The sequence below is a fragment of the Streptomyces sp. NPDC020965 genome, from assembly GCF_044333555.1.
Classification (GTDB): domain Bacteria; phylum Actinomycetota; class Actinomycetes; order Streptomycetales; family Streptomycetaceae; genus Streptomyces.
Window position 1 is genome coordinate 160,106 of sequence record NZ_JBIRRE010000010.1, and the last position, 23,875, is coordinate 183,980.

Below are 23,875 nucleotides of genomic sequence, written 5' to 3' on the forward strand. Positions count from 1 at the left end.
CAGTGGGAGAGTGGGCACGGTGGACGTCCAGGGCACGGTGGCGGCCGGCTTCGAGCCGGTCGCGGACGCGTTCATACGCAACTTCGAGCAGCGGGGCGAGCGCGGGGCGGCCGTCGCCGTCTACCGGGACGGGCGCAAGGTCGTCGATCTGTGGGCCGGCACCCGCGACGTCGACGGCTCCGATCCCTGGGCGGTGGACACCGCCCAGACCGTCCGCTCCGTCACCAAGGGCGTCGCCGCCGCCGTCGTCCTGCTGCTGCACCAGCGCGGTCAGATCGACCTGGACGCCCCGGTCGGCACCTACTGGCCCGAGTTCAAGGCGGCGGGCAAGGAACGGGTCCTCGTACGGCATCTGCTCACCCACCGGGCCGGGCTGCCCGCGCTCGACCGGCCGCTCACCCCGGCCGAGGCCATCGACGGGGTCAGTGGCCCGGCGGCGGTGGCCGCCCAGCGGCCCGCGTGGGAACCCGGCACCGACCACGGCTACCACGCGCAGACCTACAGTTGGCTCATCGGCGAACTCGTCCGCCGGGTCACCGGCCGGACCATCGGCCGCTGGGTCGCCGAGGAGATAGCCCGGCCGCTCGGCCTGGACTTCTGGATCGGGCTGCCGGCCGACGAGGCCCACCGGGTGGGCCGGATCGGACCGGTCGAGGAACCGCCGAGCGCCACCGCCGGGCTCACCCTGCGGCCCAAGCGGGCCGTCAGCGACGCCTACCGGGACCCCGGCTCGCTCACCCGCCGCTCCTTCGGCGCGATCGATCCGCTGCCCGACGAGAACGACCCCGGCTACCGTGCGGCCGAACTCCCCGCATCGGGCGGCATCTCCACCGCCCGCGCGCTCGCCCGGTTCTACGCCGCCACGATCGGTCAGGTCGACGGCGGGCCACGGCTGTTCGCCCCGGCGACCCTCACCCTGGCCCGTACCGAGGAGTCGGCGGGCCCGGACCGGGTGCTGGTCGTGCCCACCCGTTACGGGCTCGGCTTCATGCTCCACGGACCCGCCGCCCCACTGCTGGGCCCCGGCTCCTTCGGCCACCCCGGCCGGGGCGGCTCGCTCGGGTTCGCCGACCCCGGTTCGGGGGTCGCGCTCGGCTATGTGACCAACGGGCTGCGCAAGGGAGTTACCGCAGATCCCCGTGGTCAGGCGCTGATCAGAGCGGTACGTTCGGCCCTATGAGCAATGTGACACAGCGTTTCGAGGGGTACGGGGCACTCATCACCGGCGCGGCCCGGGGCATCGGCGAGGCCACCGCGCGACGGTTGGCCGCCGAAGGCGCACGCGTTCTGATCGCCGATGTCAACGACGAGGCCGCGCGGAAGACGGCGGCGGACATACCCGGTGCCGAATCCTTCCGCTGCGACGTCGGCGACCGGAGCCAGGTCGAGGCGGCGGTGGCGTACGCGGTCGAGTGCTTCGGTTCGCTGGACGTGCTGGTCAACAACGCCTATTCGTGCTCGCTGGACGCCCCGCTGATCGAGGACCAGTCGGACGACAGTTGGGAACGCGATCTGAACATCACCCTCACCGGCGCCTTCCGCTGCGCCCGCGCGGCGCTGCCCGCCCTCGCGGCGACGGGCCGGGGCGCGATCGTCAACATCGGTTCCGTCAACGGCGAGCAGGACTTCGGCAACCACGCCTACAGCGCGGCGAAGGCCGGTCTGGCGTCGTTCACCCGCACCCTGGCGGGCGATGTGGCGTCCCGTGGCGTACGGGTCAACCAGATCAACCCGGGGACGATCCGCACCCCGGGGTGGGCCGGCCGGGACGCCGAGATGGCCCGGCTCGCCGAGACGGTGTACCCGCTGGGCCGGGTCGGGGAGCCGGAGGACATCGCGGCGGCGGTGGCGTTCCTGGCCTCGCGGGACGCGGCCTGGATCACCGGGACGACCCTACGGGTGGACGGCGGGCTGCTGGCGGTGAACATGGCGTTCCCGGCCGTGGTCGAGGCGCGCTGATACGGCGGGCCGGGGCGGGGTTGAGCCGGGGTGCTGCTGAACCGGGGCGCTGGGGCGGTGCTGAGCTGGGCCCCGGCTGGGCCCGGGTGCCGGCGCCCGGGCCGGCCACGGCTGGGGTGACGCGGGCCGGGATGTGGCTGGGGTGACGCGCGCCGGCCACGGCTGGGGTGACGCGGGCCGGGGCGATCGTCCCGTACTCCCCGTCGTCGTCCCCCCGGCCGAGGGCTGTCGGACGCTCTGACCGTACGGAAAGTGGACTCCGTCCGTGCCGCCGCCCCCTGCCAGGCGGTCGGGGAGCGTCCGGCGGTCGGGGAAGCGGCATTCGGCGGCCCCCGGTGAGCGGACCTCCGGCCGGTAGCCGCGGCCGGGCGGCAGGCGCGGCAGGCGCGTCGGGCCGTCGGACGCGCCGGGCAGGGCGGTCCGGGTCACGCAGGATGGTCCGGAACCGTGCGGAGTCGGGCAGGGGACGACGGTCGGGGCTTCCGGCCGCGTGAGTGGTGTCCGTACCTCCGCGAGCCCTCCGGAAGGACGCCCACCCCCGGAGGCATTCTGTCCCCTATGTCTCTTATCTCCGTATTAGTTACCGGTGGCGTTGGTGTCGTTGGGGTACCGGTCCTGTACGCCGCCGGACTCCTGGTCCTGCGCGGCTGTGCCCGGACCTCGTGGTGGACGGCGATCACCCTGGCCCCGCCCGTCTCCGCCGGTGTCGCGGCCTTCGCGACCCTGGCCGGCCCCACCACCCTGACCTGGGGCGTACTGATCGCACTGCTGACGGCGGTCGCGGTGTCGACGCGGTCCCGCCGAGGCCCGGTCCCGCCCGGTAAGCAGACCAGGACGGTCGTGCTCGGCGCGGTCGCGGTCGTTCTGGCGGCCTGCTGGCGAGCGTGGCCGACCCTGGCGGACATCCCCCCGGACGGGCGGGGACTCACCGCCACACTCGACGCCCTGACGCCCTATGCGGCGGGCGGTGGCACCGCCGTGGGCCCCCTGACCGCCGTCCCGTTCCTGGTCACGGCGGTCGCCGTACCGGCCGGTGTGGCCGCGCTCGCCCGGCTGACGCTGCCCCGGCTGCCCCTGGCGGCGCCGGTCGCGGCGGCGCTGGTCGTCCTCGCCCCCCTGCCATCGGCCACCACGGCTCTCGCCCTCGCCCCCGCCACCGTCGCCCTGGTCCTGCGGACCCAGCGCCAGGGCTGGCCGCCGCTCGGCTGCGCCGTCTCGGCCCTGGCTGTGGCGGGCCTCGGGTCCGGCGGGGGGACGGCCGTCGCCGGTGCGGCGGTCCTCGCGGGCGCGGCGGTCCTGGAGACCCTGGTCCGCCGTCGCCACCGGGCCCTGTCCCGCCCGCTCGAAGCCGCCAGGATCGCGGGCTGTGCCGCGATCTGCCTGGTGGCGCTGGTCCCGTGGGCGCCGTGGACCTCGTGGGCCGGGGGCGTCCCGTACACCGCCACCGGTATGTCCGGCGCACTGCGCGAACTGGCCCTACTCGACGGGGGCCGGGACGGCACCGGACCGCTCTCCACGACCCTGCTCGCCACCGCGCTCGGCTGGACCGGCCTCGTCCTGCTCGCCGTCCGGGCCCGCGCCTGGTGGCCGTTGCTCACGGCGGGCGCGTTCGGCGGCCTCTTCGTCCTGACGGTTGGCGCCGGGTGGCCGGGGGATCCGGCCCGGCTGCTGCCGCTGGTCGTGCTGCTCGTCGCCCTCGGCATCGGCGCGGCGACCGGCGCCGCGCTGCGGCTGCTCACCGCTCCCACCGTCCGGCCGACACCGGCTCTGGCCGCGCTGCTGGTCGTCGTCTGGGGGTTGGTGGGTGGCGCGCTCTGGTACGGCTCCCAGTCGACGGCACCCCACGACGAGGCGGTCCGTCCACCGGGCCGGGCGGCCCGCTGAGGCTTCGTCGTCGGGGCCCGCGTCGGGGGCCGCTCAGGGGCCGCGCGGGGGCCGAAATCGCGTTGCCCGGCGCAGGGGGCGTACGGAAAGCTGCCGAGCATGAGCGATCAACGATCCACCCCCGCGCGCCCGGTGGCCGACCTCTTCTCCGGGGGTCGGCTGACGGCCGTCCCCCGTAAAGCGGCCCGCCGCGAGCAGTTGCTCACCCATCTCGCCGAGACGCTCTTCGAGCCGGACCGCGCCTACAGCGAGCCGGAGGTGAACGACGCGCTCCGCACCGTGCACGAGGACTGCGCGGCCCTGCGGCGCTATCTGATCACCTCGGGGCTGCTCGTCCGGACCAGGGACGGCGGCAGCTACCGGCGCGGGGTGGCCGTACGGTCCGAAGCCTCCTGACCGGCCGCCCCCACAACGCCGCGCCGCTGCGGGCTTCACGGCCGGGGCGGGGCCGACGGGCCAGGGCGGGTTCAGTATGTGAGGGTGACGCAGCCGTTCCCTCCCGGGGTACCGGCGGTGCCGGAACTGCCCGGGCCGTAGGAGTTGGGCATGGGGATGGCGGGGTCGTAGGTGCCGCCGTCGCCGCCGTTGCCCGCGTCTCCGCCGTGGCCGGTGCCGGTGGGGCAGGTGGCCGGGAGCGGGGTGCCTGGCGTGCCTCCGGTGCCGCCGGCACCGCCCGTACCTCCGGTCGCGAGAGCGCTGTCGGCCGCACCGGTGCCGTATGTCCCAGCGGTGCCCGCGTCGCCGTTGGCACCGTTGCTGTTGCCGGACGGGACGCCCAGACAGATCGAGCCGAGGCCGAGGAGTCCGCCCCCACCCGTGCCACTCTGGCCGGGGAACCCTCCCGCACCCAACTCGCCGCCGACGCCGATGAAGGGGTTGCCGCCATTCCCGCCCCCACGGCCCTCCGTGAGAAAGCCGTCGCCGCCCGGTACGGAGGCCCGGTTGACCCCGCCCACGGTGAGGGCGGACCGGCCACCGGCGACTCCGGCCGTGCCGTTGCGGGGGGCGGGTGGTGTCGCTGTGTCAGCTCCCGCGCCCCCGGTGCCTCCCGCCCCGCCGCCGCCGACGGTGACGGTGAGGGTCTGGCCCGGGGTGACGGGCAGGGTGCAGGAGATCCGGGCGCCGCCGCCCCCGCCACCGCCGCCACCCCCTCCGCCGCCGCCCTGGTTGGTCCCCGTGGGGAACAGGATGCCCGCGCGGCCTGCGCCGGCTCCGCCACCTCCGCCCGCACCGGCTCCGACGAGGACGGCGGTGACACTGGTGACCCCCGTCGGGACGGTGAACGTCCCACTGATGGTGAACGTCCGGGTGGTCGCGGCGGACGCGGGAGTCGCCAGCCCCACCGTCAGTGCCAGGGAGCCCACCACACCCGCCATCGCGACCGTGGCACGGGCAGCCGGGGAGCGTGCGGCCTTCGAATGCGGTCGTCCGCCGCTGATTCGCTGAATGTCTGTCATATCTCCACAGTGCGAACCCGGGCGAAATATGGCAATGGCGGACGTTCGTTCGGGGGTCCCCCGGCGAGAGCAGGGAGGGGGGAACCCGCCCGGCCCCCGGCCGGGGAGGTGTTGGTCACCGCCACGGCCGGGGGCTTACGGGTTCATGGTGTCGGGTGTTCGGGTGTCCCTGTCAGGGGCGGGTGGCTCCCGGGGATCCGTTGGTGACGGCGACCACGCCCACGATGCCGGCGCTCGCGCCGAGTCCGCCGCTGCCGCCGGGCCGGCCCGCGCCGCCGTTGCCTCCCTTGGAGGTGCCGCCGATGGGGGCGGAGAGCGGGCCGTCGTTGCCGTGGCCGCCGTTGCCGCCTTCCGAGCCGGTCCGGCGGGTCTCCCCGCCGTTGCCGCCCTGGAGGGCGACGCGGCCGGTCATGACGATGGTCTCGTCGTTGGCGTCGCCGCCGTTGCCACCCTCGCCGTTGGAGAGCCCGAAACCGCCGTTCCCTCCCGTCACGTTGACCTGATTGACCAGGAGGGAGAGCAGCCGGGTCCGGATCGTGCCGTCGTTGCCGATACCGCCCGCGCCGCCGTCGGAGTCCGGGGTGGTGCCGAACTGGGTCTGCCCGGCGTTTCCGCCGGCGCCGCCGACGAGAGTGATCGAGCCGGCGCTGGTGATGGTCCCTTCGCGGTTGGCCGCGCCTCCGGCGCCGCCGTCGCTGCTGGTCCCGCCACGCCCGCCGTTCCCACCGCTGACCGTGACGGTGTTGGTCCCGCCGCCACCGTCGATGGTCCCGGTGTTGCCGTACCCACCGACACCTCCGGGGAGGGTGTCCTGGGTGACGCGGCCGTTGCCCCCGCGGACGGTGATCCTGTCGTCTCCCGTACCCCCGGTGATGGTGCCGCTGCTGCCGTCCCCGCCCCTGCCGTTCCCGTCCACCCCCACATTCAGGACAAGGATGAGGTCGTTGCCCGATCCCGCGTTGATGGTCCCGCGGTTGGACGCCAAGCCCCGGCCGGGGCTTTCGATATCAATACGGTCGTCACCCGCTCCGGTGCTGATGGTTGTCCCCGGTTGGACTCCGTTCCTGCAGAAGATCTGGTCGTTCCCGCTGGTGCCGGTGATGGTCTCGCTGGTGACCGAAGTGCCATTGACGTCGCAGCTACTTGCGGCGGCGCTCGCCGTCCCCGGCACGGCCACCAGAAGGGCGCACGACGTCGCGAGCACCCCGCCAACGGCGACAGCGCCCCGCCGGACCCGCCCCCGTCGCCCTCGCGACGGATCCGGGACGGAAGGGGAGAACGAGAGGGGTAAGGGGATTCGAGGTGTGTTCATGGGGGACCGCCTTGCTGTTCAGGAGCCCCGGCTCAGGGCCCGGTACCGGTCGAACACCCGTCTCCGGGGCGCCACGGGCACCAGACCCGTCATCCGCCCCGAGCGGACTACCCGCCCCGTACCCGACCTCAGCCACCAGACGCCCCGACACGACCAAGAGCAGCACCCGGTGGAAGCGACACCCGCCCGGACGAGCCGGGCGCGCACGGCCCGCACCCCGGCACTCAGACCGGCGTGCGGCGGCCGTGAGCCGTACTCCCGTGCAGCAACTCCGTAACCCCGTACTCCCGCGCCGATCAGGGGGAGCGCAGCACCTCGGCGACGACCGGGCCCGCTGCGTCGCCGCCGTGGCCGCCCGACTGCACCACCGCGGCGGCGGCCAGATCGCCCGCGTACGCCGTGAACCAACTGTTCGACTTGCCCTGCCCGTCGACCTCCGCCGAGCCGGTCTTCGAGCCCTTCTCGCCGCTCACCGACGCCATCGCGGTCCTGCCGGTGCCATTGACCGCGCTGGCGGTCATCAGGTCCCGCAGCGCGCCCGCGACGGTGCCCGGCAGCGGGTCGGCCGTCGCCAGTTCGCGGTTGTCGAGCGCCCGGGGGACGAGCACCGGCTGGAGGAAGGCGCCGTTCTTGACGGTCGCGGCGATGGACGCCACGTTCAGCGCGTTCATCGTGATCCGGCCCTGGCCGATGTAGGAGGCCGCCGTCTCCGGGCCCTTCGACTCGGGCACGCTGCCGTCCTCGCTGGCCGCACCCGTCTGCCAGTCGAGGCCGATGCCGAAGTATTTCCGCGCCGTCTCGCCCAGCGCCGTATCGGACTCGTCGCGCTGGTCGAGCGGGCCGATCGCCTTGATGAAGGAGGTGTTGCAGGAGCGGGCGAAGCTGTCCCGGAGGGTGCCGTTCGGGATCGAGAACTTCTTCAGGTTCTGGAAGGTCCGGCCCATCCACTGGACGGTCGCCGGGCACTGCACCCGGGCGGCGGGGCCGTCCACGATGCCCTTGTCGAGCATCATCGCCGCGGTCACGATCTTCATCGTGGAGCCGGGCGCCTGGGTGCCCAGCATGGCCGCGTTGTAGCCACCGGTCGGGCTGTTGGCGACGGCCCGTATCTCACCCGTGCTGGGCTTGATCGCGACCACTGACGCCTGCTTGTACCAATTCACCGCTCGTTCGGCCGCGTCCTGGGCGCTTGCGTCGATGGTGGTCTTCAGCGTCCCCTCGGTGCCCTTGCGCAGGGTCAGCAGCGGCTGGTCGGCCACGGCGGTGTCGGAGGACGCGATCACCAACTCGACCCCGGCCTTGCCGCCCGCCTCCGCGCCGTACTTCTGGCGCAGGGTGTCCAGGATCGGGCCGAGTGACGGGTACTTCTCCTTCGTCAGCTCCCGGCCGGAGTGGTCCACCGCCTTGATCGGCGGCACCGACGACGGCTCCGTGGTCAGCGTGGCCGACTGGGTCAGCCTCGGGTGCACCACGGTGGGCGTCCACTCGATCAGCGGTCGGCCGGTGGTCAGCCCCCGCACCACGGTCAGCCGGGAGGCGTACGTCCAGGGCTTGCTCGTCCCCTCGTACGTCACTGTCGCCTTGACCGTGAAGGGCACTTCGGCGCCGTTCGCGGGTCCCGGGGTGATCACTGCGGCGGAGACGCGGGCTCGTTCGCGGTATCCGGCGAGCAGCGGTTCGGCCTCGACCGGTTTATTGGTCAGCCGGGCCGCCTCGGGGGCCTTGCCGCTCGCCCAGGCGGCGAGGAAGTCCTTGGCCGCGGAGTCGATCTCCGCGGCGCTCAGCGGGCCCGTGCGCCGTTCGGCTCGGGTGGTGGTGGAACCAGTGTCGTCGTCGGCGAGCACGGTGTACCCGCCGTAGCCGACACCACCGGCGACCGCCAGAAAAAGGCCGCCGATGAGAGCCACCTTCGCTCCGCCACGCATGTGCGCTATCCCTTCCCCCTGAACTCGGTCGGCCTCCTTGAACGTGTTCAAGGAGGCGCGTTGCGCCACTCTACGGGACCTCCCGCACGGATTTCCGCTCCGTTACGGGACCGGGACCGGGGCGCCGGACCGGAATTTTCGGCTCCGGCGTGCCTGAGCGGTGGTCCGCACCGACCTGACGCAGGATGGCGAAATGGCGAAAACTATGACAAAAGATGAGTGGCAGAAGTTTCTCTCGGAGGGCACCCGCACCGGCAAGCTCGCGACCGTACGGGCCGATGGCAGCCCGCACATCGCCCCGGTGTGGTTCCTCCTCGACGGTGACGAGTTGGTGTTCGGCACCGACAAGGAGTCGGTCAAGGGGCGCAATCTGATCCGGGACGGCAGGGTCGCGCTCTGCGTCGACGACGACCGGCCGCCGTTCTCCTTCGTGACCCTCCGGGGCCGCGCCGAGGTGAGCGAGGACCGGGAGCAGGGGCGCCACTGGGCGGTCCGGATCGCCGCCCGCTACCTGGGCGAGGACGTGGCCGATGCGGTCGGCGAACGCAACAGCGGACCCGGCTCGCTGACCGTCCGGGTCACCGTCGACAAGGTCGTCGCCGTCGCGGCGATCGCGAGCTGACCCGGGCCGGGTGCACCCGCTCGGACGCCTGCGCGGGAAGGGGCGCCGGGAACGGACGGGGCCGACGGGGGAGCGGTCCCCGCCGGCCCCTCGCCAGTCGGTATCGACGCGTGGGAGCGCAGAACCTACGGCCCCGGTGCACCCGGGTCAAGGGCCCGGACCGGGTGCGCCCCGTCCGGGCCCGCGTCCGGCAGGCCGTGCCTCAGACCCAGGTGTCCAGCCACATCCGATCCCGCCAGTCATCGACCGGAATCGGTTGCCCCGTGTACAGCGGATAAAAATAGATGAAGTTCCAGATGATCAGCAGCACCAGCACGCCCGCGCCGATCGCGCCGATCGCCCGCCGGCGTTCGTCCGACCCCGGTGGCCCGAGCATCGCGCCGATCATCATCGACACCGCCAGGCAGAGGAACGGCACGAACACCACCGCGTAGAACAGGAAGATCGTGCGTTCCTGGTAGAAGAACCACGGCACCCACCCGGCCGCGATACCGCAGGCGATGGCCCCCGCGCGCCAGTCGCGCCGGAAGAACCAGCGCCACAGGATGTAACAGATCGCGAGAGAGGCCGCCCACCACAGCAGCGGCGTCCCCAACGCCAGGACCTCACTCGCGCACTTGTCGACCGTCCCGTCCGGACAGCCGTCCTCGCCCGCCTTCGGATCCTCGTAGTAGTACGAGACCGGGCGGCCCAGGAGGATCCAGCTCCACGGGTTCGACTGATAGGCGTGACCCGACGTCAGATTCACATGGAAGCTGTAGACCTCGGTCTCGTAGTGCCAGAAGCTCCGCAACGGTGCCGGGACCCAGGTCATGTCCACCTGCGGCAGCTTGAGATCACCGAACAGCGGCAGCGGGATGTGCTCGGGGGAGAGCCCCAGCCGCTTGTCCGCCCAACCGCGGAAGTAGCCCTTGTCGGTGAGGAACCAGCCCGACCACGACAGCGTGTACGTGACGATCGCGACCGGCACCGTCGAGACGAACGCCGGCACCAGGTCCTTCTTCAGCACCGTGAGATACGGCCGGGCAGCGCCCGCGCCCCGGCGCCCGCCGACGTCCCACAGGACCGTCAGCACACCGAAGGCGGCCATCACATAGAGGCCGTTCCACTTGGTGCCCGCCGCGAGACCCAGCATCACCCCGGCCGCGATCCGCCACGGCCGCCAGCCGAGCCGCACGGACTCCGCGACCTCCGCGTCCGGGCGCAGCACCCCGTCCTCGTCCTCCGGCAGCGCCGCCGCGAGTCTCCGCCGCGCCCAGTCCCGGTCCACGATCAGACAGCCGAAGGCGGCCAGCACGAAGAACATCAGTACCAGGTCGAGCAGGGCCGTCCGGCTCATCACGAAGTGAAGACCGTCCACCGCGAGCAGCGCGCCCGCCAGACAGCCGAGGAACGTCGAGCGGAACAGTCGGCGGCCGATCCGGCAGAGCATCAGCACGGACAGCGTGCCGAGCACCGCGACCATGAACCGCCAGCCGAAGGGCGTGAAGTCGAAGAGCTTCTCGCCGATGCCGATGATCCACTTGCCGACCGGCGGATGCACCACATAGCCGGGGTCGGTCGGGATCGGGACCGCCGACGGATCCTTGAGGATCGATTTGTCGATGTCCTTCGGCCAACTGCCCTCGTACCCCTGGTTGATCAGCGCCCAGGCGTCCTTGGCGTAGTACGTCTCATCGAATATCACCGCGTTCGGCCGGCCCAGGTTCCAGAACCTGAGCACCCCCGCGACCAGTGCGACGAACAACGGCCCCAACCAGGCGGACGCCCGTAGCAGCGGGTTCACCACGGTCGGCGGGATGCCGAACACCGGCCACACCCGCTCGGACGGCCGGGTGTAGGGCGGCACCAGGCGCTCACGCAGCCCGATCACTGGCCGGGGCACATAGCCGAATCTGCGCAGTCGCTGCTGCCAGCCGGGGGGCTGTGGTTCGGCGTCCCTGCCCTGGAGGGTCTGCGGCGCGGTACTGGTCACCGCGCCATCGTAGGGAACGCTGCTGTGCGAGGTGCGCCTCCGCGCTCCACGCGGACGCCCCGGACTCCACTCCTCAGGTACCGGAGGGACTGATTCCGCTCCCTTGGGGCACTCCCTGAAGGGGCCCGGTGACCGCGCGACGGCCCCCGGTCGAGCACCTCCGGCTCATGGCGGCGGCTCCGTCCTGGGAGAATGGCGTGCGTGACGACTGAGCCGCCCCGCGATACTCCCCCCGCCCCCGCTCCCGGGAGCGCCCCTCCGACCGGTCTGCTGGTGCTCGCGGGGACTCCCATCGGTGATGTGGCCGATGCCCCGCCCCGGCTCGCCGCCGAGTTGGCCGGGGCCGATGTGGTGGCCGCGGAGGACACCCGACGGCTGCGGAGGCTGACGCAGGCGCTGGGGGTGCAGACCTCGGGGCGGGTCGTCTCGTACTTCGAGGGCAATGAGTCCGCCCGTACGCCGGAGCTGGTGCGGGCGCTCGTGGAGGGCGCCCGGGTGCTGCTCGTCACCGACGCCGGGATGCCGTCCGTGTCGGACCCCGGTTACCGGCTGGTCGCCGCCGCCGTGGAGCAGGGCATCAGGGTCACCGCAGTACCCGGGCCCTCCGCGGTGCTCACGGCGCTCGCGCTGTCGGGGCTGCCGGTGGACCGGTTCTGTTTCGAGGGGTTCCTGCCGCGCAAGGCGGGGGAGCGGCTGTCCCGGCTGCGCGATGTGGCGGGGGAGCGGCGCACGCTCGTCTTCTTCGAGGCGCCGCACCGGCTGGACGACACGCTCGCCGCGATGGCGGAGGTCTTCGGGCCGGAGCGCCGGGCCGCCGTCTGCCGGGAGCTGACGAAGACCTACGAGGAGATCCGGCGCGGCGGTCTCGCCGAGCTGGCCGTCTGGGCGGCCGACGGCGTACGGGGTGAGATCACCGTCGTGGTGGAGGGCGCGCCCGCGCCGGACCCGGGTGAGCTGGACGCCGCGGAGCTGGTGCGCCGGGTGCGGGTGCGCGAGGAGGCGGGGGAGCGGCGCAAGGAGGCCATCGCTGCGGTGGCGGCCGAGGTCGGTCTCCCCAAGCGCGAGGTCTTCGACGCGGTCGTCGCGGCGAAGAACGCGGCCCCTCCCGCCCCCTGAGCCCGGCCAGCCCCGGCCCCTCGCGCCCCCCGGGTCCGCGCCGTCCCGCCCGTCCCGTCCGCTGAGCCCGCGCGCCACCGGGTACGGGCTCTCGACCGGACCTGGAGACGGTAAAGGACTATCGTGAAAGGCAAAGCGGAGACCGTGTCCTGAGCCCTTTGGGCATGGAAAGGCCAAAAGCGCTCCAACATTCGACCGGCGCTGGTGCGCTCCCGCCCGAATGGGCGTCCACTGGGTCAGTGGAGAGGAGCTCGGCATGAGTGAGATCGCAGGCACCGCCAGGGCCCATGAGGCATATGCCTTCTGCTGCATGAGGTGCGGATACGGCTGGGAACAGGCGTACGAGATCGAGCATCACATCGACGGCGCGGGTCGGCAGTACGTCGTGTACAAGGCGGGGGGCGAACGGGTGCCGTCGCCCCTGTCCAGTCCCACCTGCATGAACTGCGGGGGCCATGTCGTCAGAATCATGCGCGCCGGACAGGTCTCGTCCGTGCTCGGTCTGATGGGGCGTTCCGCCACCCCGGAGACGAGCGCGTCTTCCGGGCCGTCCGCGCAGGAGAATCCGGTCCCCCCGGCGGGGCCCATGGGGGTGGGGAACATTCCCGAACCCCAGCACGCCGGCCCGCCCAAGCGGTCCCACCACTGGCATCTCTCCGATTTGCTTCACCCCTTCCACCGCAAATAGCGGTCGATTGACGCGCGCGAATGAACCGTGAATAGCCCGTACCCGGCGCGAATGGCGGCCGGGTACGGGCATCCCCCTCTCCGCATCGGCATCCGTATCCGTATCCGGGTGTGATGCGCGGGGCGCGCGGCTCGTAGGATCGCGCCCATGAGCGCGAAGTCCGACCCACCCCCGCTGCCCGAACCCCTCCGGGTCCCGGTCGCCGATTCCCATACCCACCTGGACATGCAGGAGGGCACGGTCGAGGAGGCGCTGGCACGGGCCGCGGCCGTGGGCGTGACCACGGTCGTCCAGGTCGGCTGTGACATCAAGGGCTCGCACTGGGCGGCCAGGACCGCCGCCGAGCACGAGAGCGTGCACGCGTCGGTGGCGCTGCATCCGAACGAGGCGCCCCGTATCGTCTTCGGCGATCCCGACGGCTGGTCCCGACAGGGCGCGCGGGCGGGCGGCGGCGACTCCGCCCTGGACGACGCCCTCGCCGAGATCGACGCGCTGGCCGCCCTGGCGCACGTCCGGGCCGTCGGCGAGACCGGGCTCGACTACTTCCGCACCGGACCGGAGGGCGTCGCCGCCCAGGAGCGCTCGTTCCGCGCCCATATCGAGATCGCCAAACGGCACAACAAGGCGCTGGTCATCCATGACCGGGACGCGCACGCCGACGTCCTGCGGGTGCTCGCGGAGGAGGGCGCGCCGGAGCGTACGGTCTTCCACTGCTTCTCCGGCGACGCGGAGATGGCGGAGGTATGCGCCGCTGCGGGCTACTACATGTCCTTCGCGGGCAATATGACCTTCAAGAACGCCCAGCCGCTGCGGGACGCCCTCGCCGTGGCCCCGCGCGAACTCGTCCTGGTCGAGACGGACGCGCCGTTCCTCACGCCGGCGCCCTACCGCGGACGGCCCAACGCGCCGTATCTCATCCCGGTCACTCTGCGTGCGATGGCCCTGGTGAAGGGGTTGGACGAGGACACCCTGGCCGCGGCGGTCGCGGCGAACACCGCCGCGGCGTTCGATTACTGACGATCACCACGGGGCGGCGCGGTTACGCACCGACGCGACACCGTGTAGTCGAATCGCTTTGGAGAGTGCCCGACACTCCGATAGCCTCCCTGGCCGCGACACCTTCGAGACGCGAGCCGAGCGATGTGAGCGATGTGAGCAGTGGCGAAGCGGGCCAGGCCGGTGGCCGTGGCAGTGGCAGTGGCAGGGCCGGGGGGAACGGCAGTGGCGGGCCGGGCAGACACCGTGCGCCCGTGACAGAAGCGACGGAAAAGCCGGAACCGTACGGGGCGACCGAACCGTACGGAGCGACGGAACCGTACGGAGCGACGGAACCGTACGGGGAGAGCGGCACCGCCCCGCCCCCCGCCCGGACCGGGCGCGGACACCGGCGCCGTACCACCCAGCAACCAGACGGCCTGCGCATACTCCTCCCGCAGGCCCTCGTGGTCGCCTGTCTCGCCGGGGGCACCACCGCCTTCGTCGCCAGCGACAAAGAGGTCCACCTCACCGTCGACGGCGTCCCCCGCACCCTGCACACCTTCGCCGACGACGTCGGGGAACTCCTCGAAGAGGAGGACGTCGCCGTCGGCGCGCACGACATCATCGCCCCGGCCCCCGGCGAGGACCTCGACAGCGGCGACGAGGTCGTCGTCCGCTACGGCCGCCCGGTCACCCTCAGCCTGGACGGACAGCACCGCCAGGTGTGGACCACCGCCCGCACCGTCGACGGCGCGCTGCAACAGCTCGGCGTGCGGGCCGACGGCGCCTATCTCTCCGCCTCCCGCTCGTCGGCGATCTCCCGCCGCGGCCTCGCCCTCGATGTGCGCACCGAACGCACGGTGACCTTCATGGCCGACGGCCGCGCGCGGACCATCCGTACCAACGCGGCGACCGTCGGTGAGGCGCTGGCCGAGACGGGCATCACGCTCGGTGCCCAGGACACCACCTCCGTACCGCCGACGAGCTTCCCGCGCGACGGCCAGACCGTCACCGTCATGCGGATCACCGGCTCCCGGCAGGTGCGGTCGGAACCGATCCCGTACGAGGTGGTCAGGGTCGATGACCCCGGACTCCGCACCGGGACCGAAGTGATCGACCGGCCGGGCCGGCCGGGGGTCCGCAGGGTCACCTTCGAGCTCCGGACCGTCAACGGGGTGCGGCACCGGCCGAAGAAGCTCTCCGATGACGTGGTGCGCAAACCGGTCACCCAGCGGGTGCGGGTGGGCACCAAACGCGCCCCCGAGCAGGTCACCGGCGCCGACCACCTCAACTGGGGCGCACTCGCCCAGTGCGAGTCCGGCGGCCGGCCGGGGGCGGTGGACCCCTCGGGCACCTACGGCGGTCTCTACCAGTTCGACACCAGCACCTGGCAGTCGCTCGGCGGCGAGGGCAGGCCCCAGCAGGCACCCGCCGCGGAGCAGACGTACCGGGCGAAGAAGCTCTATGTGCAAAGGGGGGCGAGTCCCTGGCCGCACTGCGGCCGTAGGCTGTATCAGTGAGTACCACTGAGCCCGACGCGCTGCTGAGCCCCGCCGACATCCGCGAACTGGCCGCGGCGCTGGGCGTACGCCCCACCAAGCAGCGCGGCCAGAACTTCGTCATCGACGCCAATACCGTCCGCAGGATCGTCCGGACCGCCGAGGTCCGCCCGGACGACGTGGTCGTCGAGGTCGGCCCCGGGCTCGGCTCCCTGACCCTGGCCCTGCTGGAGGCCGCCGACTCCGTCGTCGCCGTCGAGATCGACGACGTGCTGGCCTCGGCCCTGCCCGCCACGATCGTCGCCCGGATGCCCGAGCGGGCGACCCGCTTCTCCCTGGTGCACTCCGACGCCATGCGGGTGGAGGAGCTGCCGGGGCCGCCGCCGACCGCGCTGGTCGCCAACCTTCCGTACAACGTCGCCGTACCGGTACTCCTCCATATGCTGGACCGCTTCCCGACCATCGAGCGGACGCTGGTGATGGTGCAGGCCGAGGTCGCCGACCGGCTGGCCGCCGATCCGGGGAACAAGGTCTACGGGGTGCCGTCGGTCAAGGCGAACTGGTACGCCGAGGTGAAGCGCGCCGGATCCATCGGCCGCAAGGTCTTCTGGCCGGCGCCCAACGTCGACTCCGGTCTGGTCTCCCTCGTCCGCCGCGATCCGCCGGTCACCACCGCGACGAAGGCGCAGGTGTTCGCGGTGGTGGACGCCGCGTTCGCACAGCGCCGCAAGACCCTGCGGGCCGCGCTCGCCGGCTGGGCCGGTTCGCCGACGGCCGCGGAGGCGGCGCTGGTCGCGGCCGGGATCTCACCGCAGGCGCGCGGCGAGTCCCTGACGGTGGAGGAGTTTGCTCGGATCGCGGAGGCCAAGGCGTGAGTGGTACGGAGCGGCCCGCGGGCCCGGGGGCGGGCGTGGACGATGGTGCTGTTGTGAGCGCTAGGGAGCACACCATGGGCATGGGGGCCGGTGTGAGCGGTACGGAGCACACCGCGAGCGCGGGGGCCGGCGTGAACGATGGTGCCGGTGTGAGCCGGACCGAGCGGCCCGTCGGCGGTGGCGTGACGGTACGGGTGCCCGCCAAGGTCAATGTCCGGCTCGCCGTCGGCGCCGCCCGCCCGGACGGCTTCCACGACCTGGCCAATGTCTTCCTCGCGGTCTCCCTCTTCGACGAGGTCACCGTCACCCCCGCCGCCACACTGACGGTCACCTGCGAGGGCCCCGGCGCCGATCTGGTCCCCCTGGACCGGACGAACCTGGCCGCGCGGGCGGCCGAGCTGCTCGCCGCCCGCCACGGCATCTCCCCGGACGTCCACATCCACATCGCCAAGGACATCCCGGTCGCGGGCGGTATGGCGGGCGGCAGCGCCGACGGCGCGGGCGCCCTGCTGGCCTGCGACACGCTCTGGGGCCTCGGATCCACCCGGGCCGAGCTGCTCGACATCTGCGCCGAACTCGGCAGCGACGTGCCGTTCAGCCTGGTCGGCGGCGCCGCGCTGGGCACCGGCCGCGGCGAGCTGCTGACCCCGCTCACCGTCGGCGGTGAGTTCCACTGGGTCTTCGCGCTCGCGGACGGCGGGCTGTCGACACCGGCGGTGTACGGGGAGTTCGACCGGCTCACCGCCGGGCGGGCCGTCCCCGTGCCGGAGGCATCGCCGGCCCTGCTGGAAGCCCTCCGCACCGGCGACGCCACCGCCCTGGCGGCCACCCTCGCCAATGACCTCCAGCCCGCCGCGCTCGCCCTGCGCCCGGATCTGGCCGGGACCCTGGCGGCGGGCCTCGCGGCCGGCGCGCTCTCGGCGCTGGTCTCGGGCTCGGGCCCGACGACCGCTTTCCTGGTCAAGGACGCGGGCACGGCGGAGGCGGTGGCGAAGGCGCTCATCGAATCGGGCACCTGCCGGGCCGCCCGGGTCGCCGGGTCGCCGGTGGGCGGCGCCACGCTGCTCTGATCCCCGCCACCGACCCCAGCAGGGACGACGGCGCTCGGCCGCGCCTTCCGGGGGCAGCCGGCGTTCGGCGGAACGGGTGACGGGGGTCCCCGGTGGACGCCGATCCTGCGGGGGTGGGGCGGCGACTACCCTGGGAAGCCGATCCGTCCCCCCGTACAGGAGAGTAATGGCCGTCAATCTGGTCAATGTCGAGGCTGTCAGCAAGGTGTACGGGACCCGTGCCCTGCTCGACGCGGTGTCCCTCGGCGTCTCCGAAGGGGACCGTATCGGCATCGTCGGCCGCAACGGTGACGGCAAGACCACCCTCATCCGGCTGCTCGCCAAGTTGGAGGACCCCGACACCGGACGGGTCACCCAGAGCGGCGGGCTGCGGCTCGGGGTGCTCACCCAGCACGACTCCCTGGACCCGGAGGCGACCGTCCGCCACGAGGTCATCGGGGACCTCGCCGACCACGAGTGGGCCGGTAACGCCAAGATCCGCGATGTGCTCACCGGCCTCTTCGGCGGACTCGACCTGCCCGGCTTCCCGCAGGGTCTCGACACCGTCATCGCCCCCCTCTCCGGTGGCGAGCGCCGCCGCATCGCGCTGGCCAAGCTGCTCATCGCCGAACAGGACCTGATCGTCCTGGACGAGCCCACCAACCACCTCGACGTCGAGGGCATCGCCTGGCTCGCCGAGCACCTCAGGGCGCGGCGCTCCGCGCTCGTCTGCGTCACCCACGACCGCTGGTTCCTGGACCAGGTCTGCACCCGCATGTGGGACGTCCAGCGCGGTGCGGTGTTCGAGTACGAGGGCGGCTACAGCGACTACGTCTTCGCCCGCGCCGAGCGGGAGCGCATCGCCGCCACCGAGGAGAGCAAGCGGCAGAACCTGATGCGCAAGGAGCTGGCCTGGCTGCGGCGCGGCGCCCCCGCCCGCACCTCCAAGCCCCGCTACCGCATCGAGGCGGCCAATGAGCTGATCGCCGATGTGCCGCCGCCGCGCGACACCACCGAGCTGATGAAGTTCGCCGGCGCGCGGCTCGGGAAGACGGTCTTCGAGCTGGAGGACGTGACCGTCCAGGCCGGGCCCAAGGTGCTGCTGAAGCATCTGACCTGGCAGCTCGGCCCCGGTGACCGCATCGGGCTCGTCGGCGTGAACGGCGCGGGCAAGACCTCCCTGCTGCGGGCGCTCGCGGAGGCGTCCCGCAGCGACGGCGAGACCCAGCCCGCGGCCGGCCGGATCATCGCGGGCAAGACCGTGCGACTCGCCTACCTCTCGCAGGACGTCACCGAACTGCCCCCGGCACTGCGCGTGCTGGAGGCCGTCCAGCAGATCCGTGACCGGGTCGACCTGGGCAAGGGCCGGGAGATGACCGCGGGCCAGCTCTGCGAGCAGTTCGGCTTCGGCAAGGAGAAGCAGTGGACGCCGGTCGGCGACCTCTCCGGCGGTGAGCGGCGCAGGCTCCAGTTGCTGCGGCTGCTGATGGACGAGCCCAACGTCCTCTTCCTGGACGAGCCGACCAACGACCTCGACATCGAGACCCTGACGCAGCTCGAAGACCTCCTCGACGGCTGGCCCGGGTCGATGGTCGTGATCTCCCACGACCGGTTCTTCCTGGAGCGGACGACGGACCGGACCTTCGCGCTGCTCGGTGACGCCACCCTGCGGATGCTGCCGCGCGGTATCGATGAGTACCTGGAGCGGCGCCGGCGCATGATCGAGGCGGCGGTACCCGCTGCGGTGGCGGCCCCCGTCCCGTCCGCGACGACGGCCAAGTCGGCCGGTGAGCAGCGGGCGGAGCGCAAGGAGTTGCAGCGCATCGAGCGCCAGCTCGACAAGATCTCCAGCAAGGAGACGACGCTCCACGACCGGATCGCGGAGAACGCCACGGACTTCGAGAAGGTCGCGAAGCTGGACGCGGAGCTGCGCGGGCTGGTGGAGGAGCGCGAGCAGTTGGAGACGCGCTGGCTGGAACTGGCCGAGGACGCCTGATCCCGGACGGTTCGTACGTCTTCGTAACAAGGTCATGACGGACAGGTCCGTCCTTGGCCACAGCGATGGGCCGTGATCCGGTGCGAACTTACCCGGAACTTACTCGGGTGATAGAAAGAAGCCCCGCTCGGTTGTCGTGAAATCGCGGGTCCCTTGTCCGAAAACGCTCCGTTCCAGGGTGCGGCACACGCTCGGCCGTGCCCCTGGAACAGCGGGGGAGGCCGGTCGGGCAGGGCCCGCACAAAGGGGGATGCGCCGATGTCTCAGCCACCCAGCCAGGAACAGCCGGGGGGCTTCGGAGCCGCCCGGGACCCGCAGCGGGATCCCCAGCAGGACCCGCGACAGCCCGCTGCTCAGTGGGAGTCGCAGCACGACCCGCACCAGCACCAGTACCAGCACCCGCACCAGTACCCAGAGCACGCGCAGCACCCTCAGCACGATGCGCAGCAGGACCCGCGGTGGGGGAGCCCCCAGCCGCCGCCGATGCCGACCGCCCCGCCCACACCCCCCGCGGGCGCGCCCGGTTACGGCTATCCACAGGGGTCCGGCGCCCCGGGGCCGTACGGCGAGCAGCCGGCCGCCCCCGGTTCGTACGAGCAGCCCGGCGCCCCCGCTCCCCATGCGGCGACCCCCGGCGCCCCCGGCCCGTACGGTCAGCCGGGTCCCTATGGTCAGCAGCCGGGGCCCTACGGCCAGGCGGGCTCCCACGGGCAGCAGCCCGGCCCGTACGGTCAGGCCGGCTACGGGCAGCAGCCCGACCCGTACGCCGGTCAGTCCGGCCCGTACGCCGGTCAGTCCGGCCCGTACGCCGGTCAGTCCGGCCCGTACGGACAACCCGGCCCCTCCGGCGACCAGTACGGCGCCTACCAGCAGGCCCCCGGTCCGTACCAGCAGGCGCCCGGCGCGTATCACCAGGTCCCCGGTCCGTACCAGCAGGCGCCCGGCCCCTATGGCGGCCCTCCGGACCGGTCCCGTACGCCCGGTGGCGGTGGGTTCTTCCGGGGTCGGCGGGGCGCCGTCGTCGCCGCGTCCGTCGCCGCGCTGCTGGTGATCAGCGGTGGTACCTACCTCGCCCTCAGCGGTGGCGACGACAAGAAGGACGAGCGCGCGAACGTCGGCGCGAGCGAGGACGCCGGGCCCTCCGCGTCCGCCCCCGTCGACCAGGGCGACGGAACCGGCGCGGGCACCGGCGGCAAGGAGAAGGAGGAGGACCTCAACGCCGGCCGGAAGGCCGGCGATGCGAAGGTCCTCTTCCTCACCAAGAACGACGTCGACCTGCCGCGCGGCGGCGCCGAGTCCTTCGGCCCCTGGGTCGTGGGAGACATCGTCGCCAAGGCCATGTACAAGGAGGTCGTCGGCTACTCGGCGGCCGACGGGTCGAAGAAGTGGACCGTCCCGCTGGACACCCAGGTCTGCTCCGCCCCCGCGCAGACCTCCACCGACGGCCGGATCGTCATCGGCGTCAAGGACGGCCCCACCGAGAAGGCCAAGTGCCTCGCCCTCCGGATGATCGATCTCAAGACCGGCAAGGTCGGTTGGGAGAAGACGATTCCCAAGGGGTCCGGCTTCTCCGGGCTCTCCGACTTCACCCTGTCGATCAGCGGCGACACCCTGGCGGCGGGCGGCTCCGGCAATTCGTACGGCTTCTCGATGGACGACGGGCGGCAGCTCTTCAAGGGCCCCGTCAACGGCTGCAAGCCGTTCGCCTTCGCGGGTGGCGCCAAACTGCTCGCCGCCGCCGCGTGCCCCACCGCGGACTACGACAAGCCCAAGCACCAGCTCCGCGAGATCGATCCGCTCACCGGCAGGGCGAAGTGGGCCTACAGCGCACCGGTCGGCTGGGAGATCGACAAGGTCTACTCGACCAGCCCGACCGTCGTCTCCCTCAAGCAGCGGGCGCCGAAGAAGTGGTCCATCGTCGCGCTCGACGCCAAGGGCGCCCCGCGTTCGCAGATCGCCGGTGGCAAGGACAAGTTCCAGCCCCGGTGCGGCGGTTCCTTCGTGATCTTCGGCCAGAACCTGGAGGGCTGCACCGGCGTCGCCGCCGACGCGAACACCTTCTACATGGCCACCGAGCCCACCCGGGTGGGCGGCGGCAACGAGGTCGTCGCGTTCAACCTCGCCACCGGCAAGGCCGTTTGGCGCTCGCCCTCCGGCGACAGCGCGATGATCCCGCTGCGGATGGAGGGCCGTGACGTCCTCGTCTACCGGTCCGCCTCGTACGACAAGGGCGGTTCGATCGCCACCATCGCGCCGACCGGCGGAGCACCGAAGACGGTGCTCCAGCACCCGGCGTCCGCCGCGCGCGTCGAGAACTCCTTCTTCTCCGCACGGATGGCCTACGCCGGCGGCCGGTTCTTCCTCGCGAGCGGCCGTGTCAGCGCGAGCAATGACACGGAAGAGCTGCGGACGAAGACCATGATGGCCTTCGGCAAGTGACCACGCCCCCGTCCCGAACTCCCCCTGCTTCCGGAGTACGTACGCCATGACGCAGCCTCCGCCCCCGGAGAACCAGCCCTCGGAGAACCCGCCCTCGGAGAACCAGCCCTCGGAGAACCCGCCTCCGCGGGGCCCGTATCCGCAGGACCGGCCGTCGCCCCCGCCGAGCGGCGGGTTCGGCGCACCCCAGGCACCGCCCCCCGGGGGCTTCGGCCCCCCGAGTGGCCCGTTCCCGCCGCCACAGCCCGGCGCGGACCAGCCCGTGCCCGGGTACGGCTATCCGCAACAGCCGCCCACCCAGCAGGGTTACGGCGCCGGATACCCGCAGCAGCCGGGCTATGGCTATCCACAGAACCCGGGCTACGGCTATCCGCAGCAACAGCCGCCGCCCGTCCAGCAGGGTTACGGCGCCGGGTACCCGACCCAGCCCATGACGGGTTCGGCGCCCGCGGGGTCGGGCGGTGGCCGGAAGCGGCTCAGCACCCAACTACGGATCGTCATCGCGGCGTCCGTCGCCGTGGTGCTGATCATCGGCGGCGGTGTCCTGTTCGCCGCCACCCAGGACGACGGCGGCGACCCCGACAACAAGGCGAGGAGCGGCCCGAGCGCCCCCGCCGACGGCTCGGGCGCGAGCGGGGACGGCACCCCCGCCGACGGCCCCGGTCTGGAGAAGCCCCCGGCCGACGTCAACGCGAGGATCGCCTTCCAGATCCCGGAGCCGGCGCACACCGACGTCACGGACGTCCGGGGCTCGTGGGTCACCGACAAGGCGTACGTCAAGCCTGGGGTGCGCTCGATCGTCGCCCATGACGTGGCCAAGGGCACCCCGCTGTGGACCCTCCCGCTGCCCGGCCAGATCTGTGCCTCATCGCGCCACCAGTCCACGGACGGCAAGGTCGCCATCGTCTTCGAGGCCACCCGCCGCACCCCGCCGAGGAACTACCAGCCCTGCACCGAGGTCGGTGTCGTCGACCTCACCACGGGCAAGCTGCTCTGGCGCACGTCGGTCACCGGCGCGACCGCCGGCGACGGCAAGGTGAAGTTCGCCGAGGTCACCCAGAGCGGCACCACGGTCGCCGCGGGCGGTACCGGCGGCGGAGCCGCGTTCGACCTCGACACCGGCGCCGTGCGGTGGAAGCCCACGGTCAACGCCGACCAGTGCTACGACATGGGGTACGCCGGCGGCCCCGCGTTGGTCGCGGTGCGCAAGTGCGGTTCGTACGACAACGCCCGGGTCAGCGTCCAGGGCCTCAATCCGGTCAGCGGCGCCCCGCTCTTCTCGTACACGCTGCCCACGAGCGTCGCGTACGCGAGTGTCGTCTCGACCAAGCCACTGCTCGTCGCGGCCGATGTCGGTGACACGGCGGGTACGTCCGGATTCTCCGACCTCTTCTCGATCGACGACAAGGGCGCGCTGAAGGCGAAGATTCCGGCCACCGGCGACCGATACCAGGCGAAGTGCCGTACCACCGAGGTCGAGCGGTGCACCAGGATCACGGTCGGCAATGGCCGGGTCTATCTGCCGACCGCCGATCACGAGGGCTCAGCGGAGTACGGCGACACCAATGAGATCGTCTCCTTCGATCTCGCCACCGGAAAGCCGACCAGTGATCGCGCCGACGCGGGCGACCGGTACACGATGTTCCCGATCCGCATGGATGGCGGAAACCTCATTGCTTACAAAAGGCCCCCTTATGACAAGGGCGGCCAGGTCATCAGTATCGACGGTGGAACCTTCAAGCAGACCGTGCTGATGGAGAATCCGGCCGAGAAGCCGGTGCGTGAGGCGGAGACCGCCTACGCGATGGACAGCGCCGAGTACCGGTACGTCAGTGGCCGGCTCTATGTGACGACCTCCATGATGAGCAAGCCGCCCTACGGAAAGAGGAATCTGGCCATCGTCTTCACTACGGCCGACTGAGCCCGACGACTCCCCCAAAACCCCACTTTGGCCCGGTAGATCGGTGTAACCGATATGCCGGGCCAAGGTAATGCAATGGTCATGACGTGGTCATAAGTAGTCCTGTTTGCCGAAGGATTCGGCACTACGGGGGACTTCTGCAAAGTTAGGGGCGCGCAAAGTCGAACAAGAGTGTAGCTT

The 23,875-nt window shown here is 72.2% G+C and carries 18 protein-coding genes; 14 read left to right on the forward strand and 4 right to left on the reverse strand.

Going from position 1 to position 23,875, the window contains the following annotated elements:
- The first annotated feature begins 19 nt into the window (after nucleotides 1-19).
- The 4 genes from ACH4S7_RS27970 to ACH4S7_RS27985 all read left to right on the forward strand — a co-directional run bounded on the left by ACH4S7_RS27970 (nucleotide 20) and on the right by ACH4S7_RS27985 (nucleotide 4,239).
- A complete protein-coding gene (locus ACH4S7_RS27970; protein ID WP_398524080.1) occupies nucleotides 20-1,180 on the forward strand; it encodes a serine hydrolase domain-containing protein in 1,161 nt (386 codons plus the stop codon).
- A complete protein-coding gene (locus ACH4S7_RS27975; protein ID WP_398524081.1) occupies nucleotides 1,177-1,959 on the forward strand; it encodes an SDR family NAD(P)-dependent oxidoreductase in 783 nt (260 codons plus the stop codon). Before ACH4S7_RS27970 ends, ACH4S7_RS27975 begins: the two co-directional genes overlap by 4 nt.
- A 558-nt stretch (nucleotides 1,960-2,517) precedes the next feature.
- A complete protein-coding gene (locus ACH4S7_RS27980; RefSeq protein WP_398524082.1) occupies nucleotides 2,518-3,843 on the forward strand; it encodes a hypothetical protein in 1,326 nt (441 codons plus the stop codon).
- A gap of 99 nt (nucleotides 3,844-3,942) precedes the next feature.
- Entirely contained in the window at nucleotides 3,943-4,239 is a 297-nt protein-coding gene (locus ACH4S7_RS27985) for a DUF2087 domain-containing protein (protein ID WP_398524083.1), read from the forward strand.
- Between the two features lie 71 nt (nucleotides 4,240-4,310).
- On the opposite strand, the gene ACH4S7_RS27990 is transcribed toward ACH4S7_RS27985, so the two are convergent.
- From ACH4S7_RS27990 to ACH4S7_RS28000, 3 genes are all read right to left on the reverse strand, one after another.
- Nucleotides 4,311-5,300, reverse strand: coding sequence for a hypothetical protein (locus tag ACH4S7_RS27990; protein WP_398524084.1), 990 nt, complete (start codon nucleotides 5,298-5,300; stop codon nucleotides 4,311-4,313).
- A 172-nt stretch (nucleotides 5,301-5,472) separates the two neighbouring features.
- A complete protein-coding gene (locus ACH4S7_RS27995; RefSeq protein ID WP_398524085.1) occupies nucleotides 5,473-6,504 on the reverse strand; it encodes a hypothetical protein in 1,032 nt (343 codons plus the stop codon).
- Nucleotides 6,505-6,908: 404 nt separating this feature from the next.
- Nucleotides 6,909-8,537: a penicillin-binding transpeptidase domain-containing protein gene (locus tag ACH4S7_RS28000; RefSeq protein WP_398524086.1), complete on the reverse strand. Its 1,629-nt coding sequence runs from the start codon at nucleotides 8,535-8,537 to the stop codon at nucleotides 6,909-6,911.
- Between the two features lie 193 nt (nucleotides 8,538-8,730).
- Between ACH4S7_RS28000 and ACH4S7_RS28005 the strand changes: the two genes are divergently transcribed.
- The gene (locus ACH4S7_RS28005) at nucleotides 8,731-9,159 is read left to right on the forward strand and encodes a PPOX class F420-dependent oxidoreductase (RefSeq protein ID WP_398524087.1); all 429 of its coding nucleotides are present in this window, start codon (nucleotides 8,731-8,733) and stop codon (nucleotides 9,157-9,159) included.
- A 202-nt stretch (nucleotides 9,160-9,361) separates the two neighbouring features.
- Here ACH4S7_RS28005 and ACH4S7_RS28010 read toward each other — a convergent pair whose 3' ends face one another.
- Nucleotides 9,362-11,134, reverse strand: coding sequence for a dolichyl-phosphate-mannose--protein mannosyltransferase (locus ACH4S7_RS28010; protein WP_398524088.1), 1,773 nt, complete (start codon nucleotides 11,132-11,134; stop codon nucleotides 9,362-9,364).
- A 192-nt stretch (nucleotides 11,135-11,326) separates the two neighbouring features.
- Here ACH4S7_RS28010 and rsmI point away from each other — a divergent pair, with 192 nt between their 5' ends.
- The 9 genes from rsmI (at nucleotide 11,327) to ACH4S7_RS28055 (ending at nucleotide 23,695) form a co-directional block, all read left to right on the forward strand.
- Nucleotides 11,327-12,250, forward strand: coding sequence for a 16S rRNA (cytidine(1402)-2'-O)-methyltransferase (rsmI, locus tag ACH4S7_RS28015; protein WP_398524089.1), 924 nt, complete (start codon nucleotides 11,327-11,329; stop codon nucleotides 12,248-12,250).
- 256 nt (nucleotides 12,251-12,506) lie between these two features.
- A complete protein-coding gene (locus tag ACH4S7_RS28020) occupies nucleotides 12,507-12,938 on the forward strand; it encodes a hypothetical protein (RefSeq protein ID WP_398524090.1) in 432 nt (143 codons plus the stop codon).
- Between the two features lie 147 nt (nucleotides 12,939-13,085).
- The gene (locus ACH4S7_RS28025) at nucleotides 13,086-13,955 is read left to right on the forward strand and encodes a TatD family hydrolase (RefSeq protein WP_398524091.1); all 870 of its coding nucleotides are present in this window, start codon (nucleotides 13,086-13,088) and stop codon (nucleotides 13,953-13,955) included.
- Between the two features lie 233 nt (nucleotides 13,956-14,188).
- Nucleotides 14,189-15,436, forward strand: a complete 1,248-nt coding sequence (locus ACH4S7_RS28030) for a ubiquitin-like domain-containing protein (RefSeq protein WP_398524092.1) — start codon at nucleotides 14,189-14,191, stop codon at nucleotides 15,434-15,436.
- On the forward strand, nucleotides 15,433-16,290 hold the full coding sequence (gene rsmA / locus ACH4S7_RS28035; RefSeq protein ID WP_398524093.1) for a 16S rRNA (adenine(1518)-N(6)/adenine(1519)-N(6))-dimethyltransferase RsmA: 858 nt from the start codon (nucleotides 15,433-15,435) through the stop codon (nucleotides 16,288-16,290). Before ACH4S7_RS28030 ends, rsmA begins: the two co-directional genes overlap by 4 nt.
- A gap of 92 nt (nucleotides 16,291-16,382) precedes the next feature.
- On the forward strand, nucleotides 16,383-17,360 hold the full coding sequence (locus ACH4S7_RS28040) for a 4-(cytidine 5'-diphospho)-2-C-methyl-D-erythritol kinase (protein ID WP_398524258.1): 978 nt from the start codon (nucleotides 16,383-16,385) through the stop codon (nucleotides 17,358-17,360).
- A gap of 166 nt (nucleotides 17,361-17,526) precedes the next feature.
- Nucleotides 17,527-19,335, forward strand: a complete 1,809-nt coding sequence (locus ACH4S7_RS28045; protein ID WP_398524094.1) for an ABC-F family ATP-binding cassette domain-containing protein — start codon at nucleotides 17,527-17,529, stop codon at nucleotides 19,333-19,335.
- Nucleotides 19,336-19,593: 258 nt separating this feature from the next.
- Entirely contained in the window at nucleotides 19,594-21,774 is a 2,181-nt protein-coding gene (locus ACH4S7_RS28050; RefSeq protein ID WP_398524095.1) for a PQQ-binding-like beta-propeller repeat protein, read from the forward strand.
- A gap of 46 nt (nucleotides 21,775-21,820) precedes the next feature.
- Entirely contained in the window at nucleotides 21,821-23,695 is a 1,875-nt protein-coding gene (locus tag ACH4S7_RS28055; protein WP_398524096.1) for a PQQ-binding-like beta-propeller repeat protein, read from the forward strand.
- The last annotated feature ends 180 nt before the right edge of the window (nucleotides 23,696-23,875 follow it).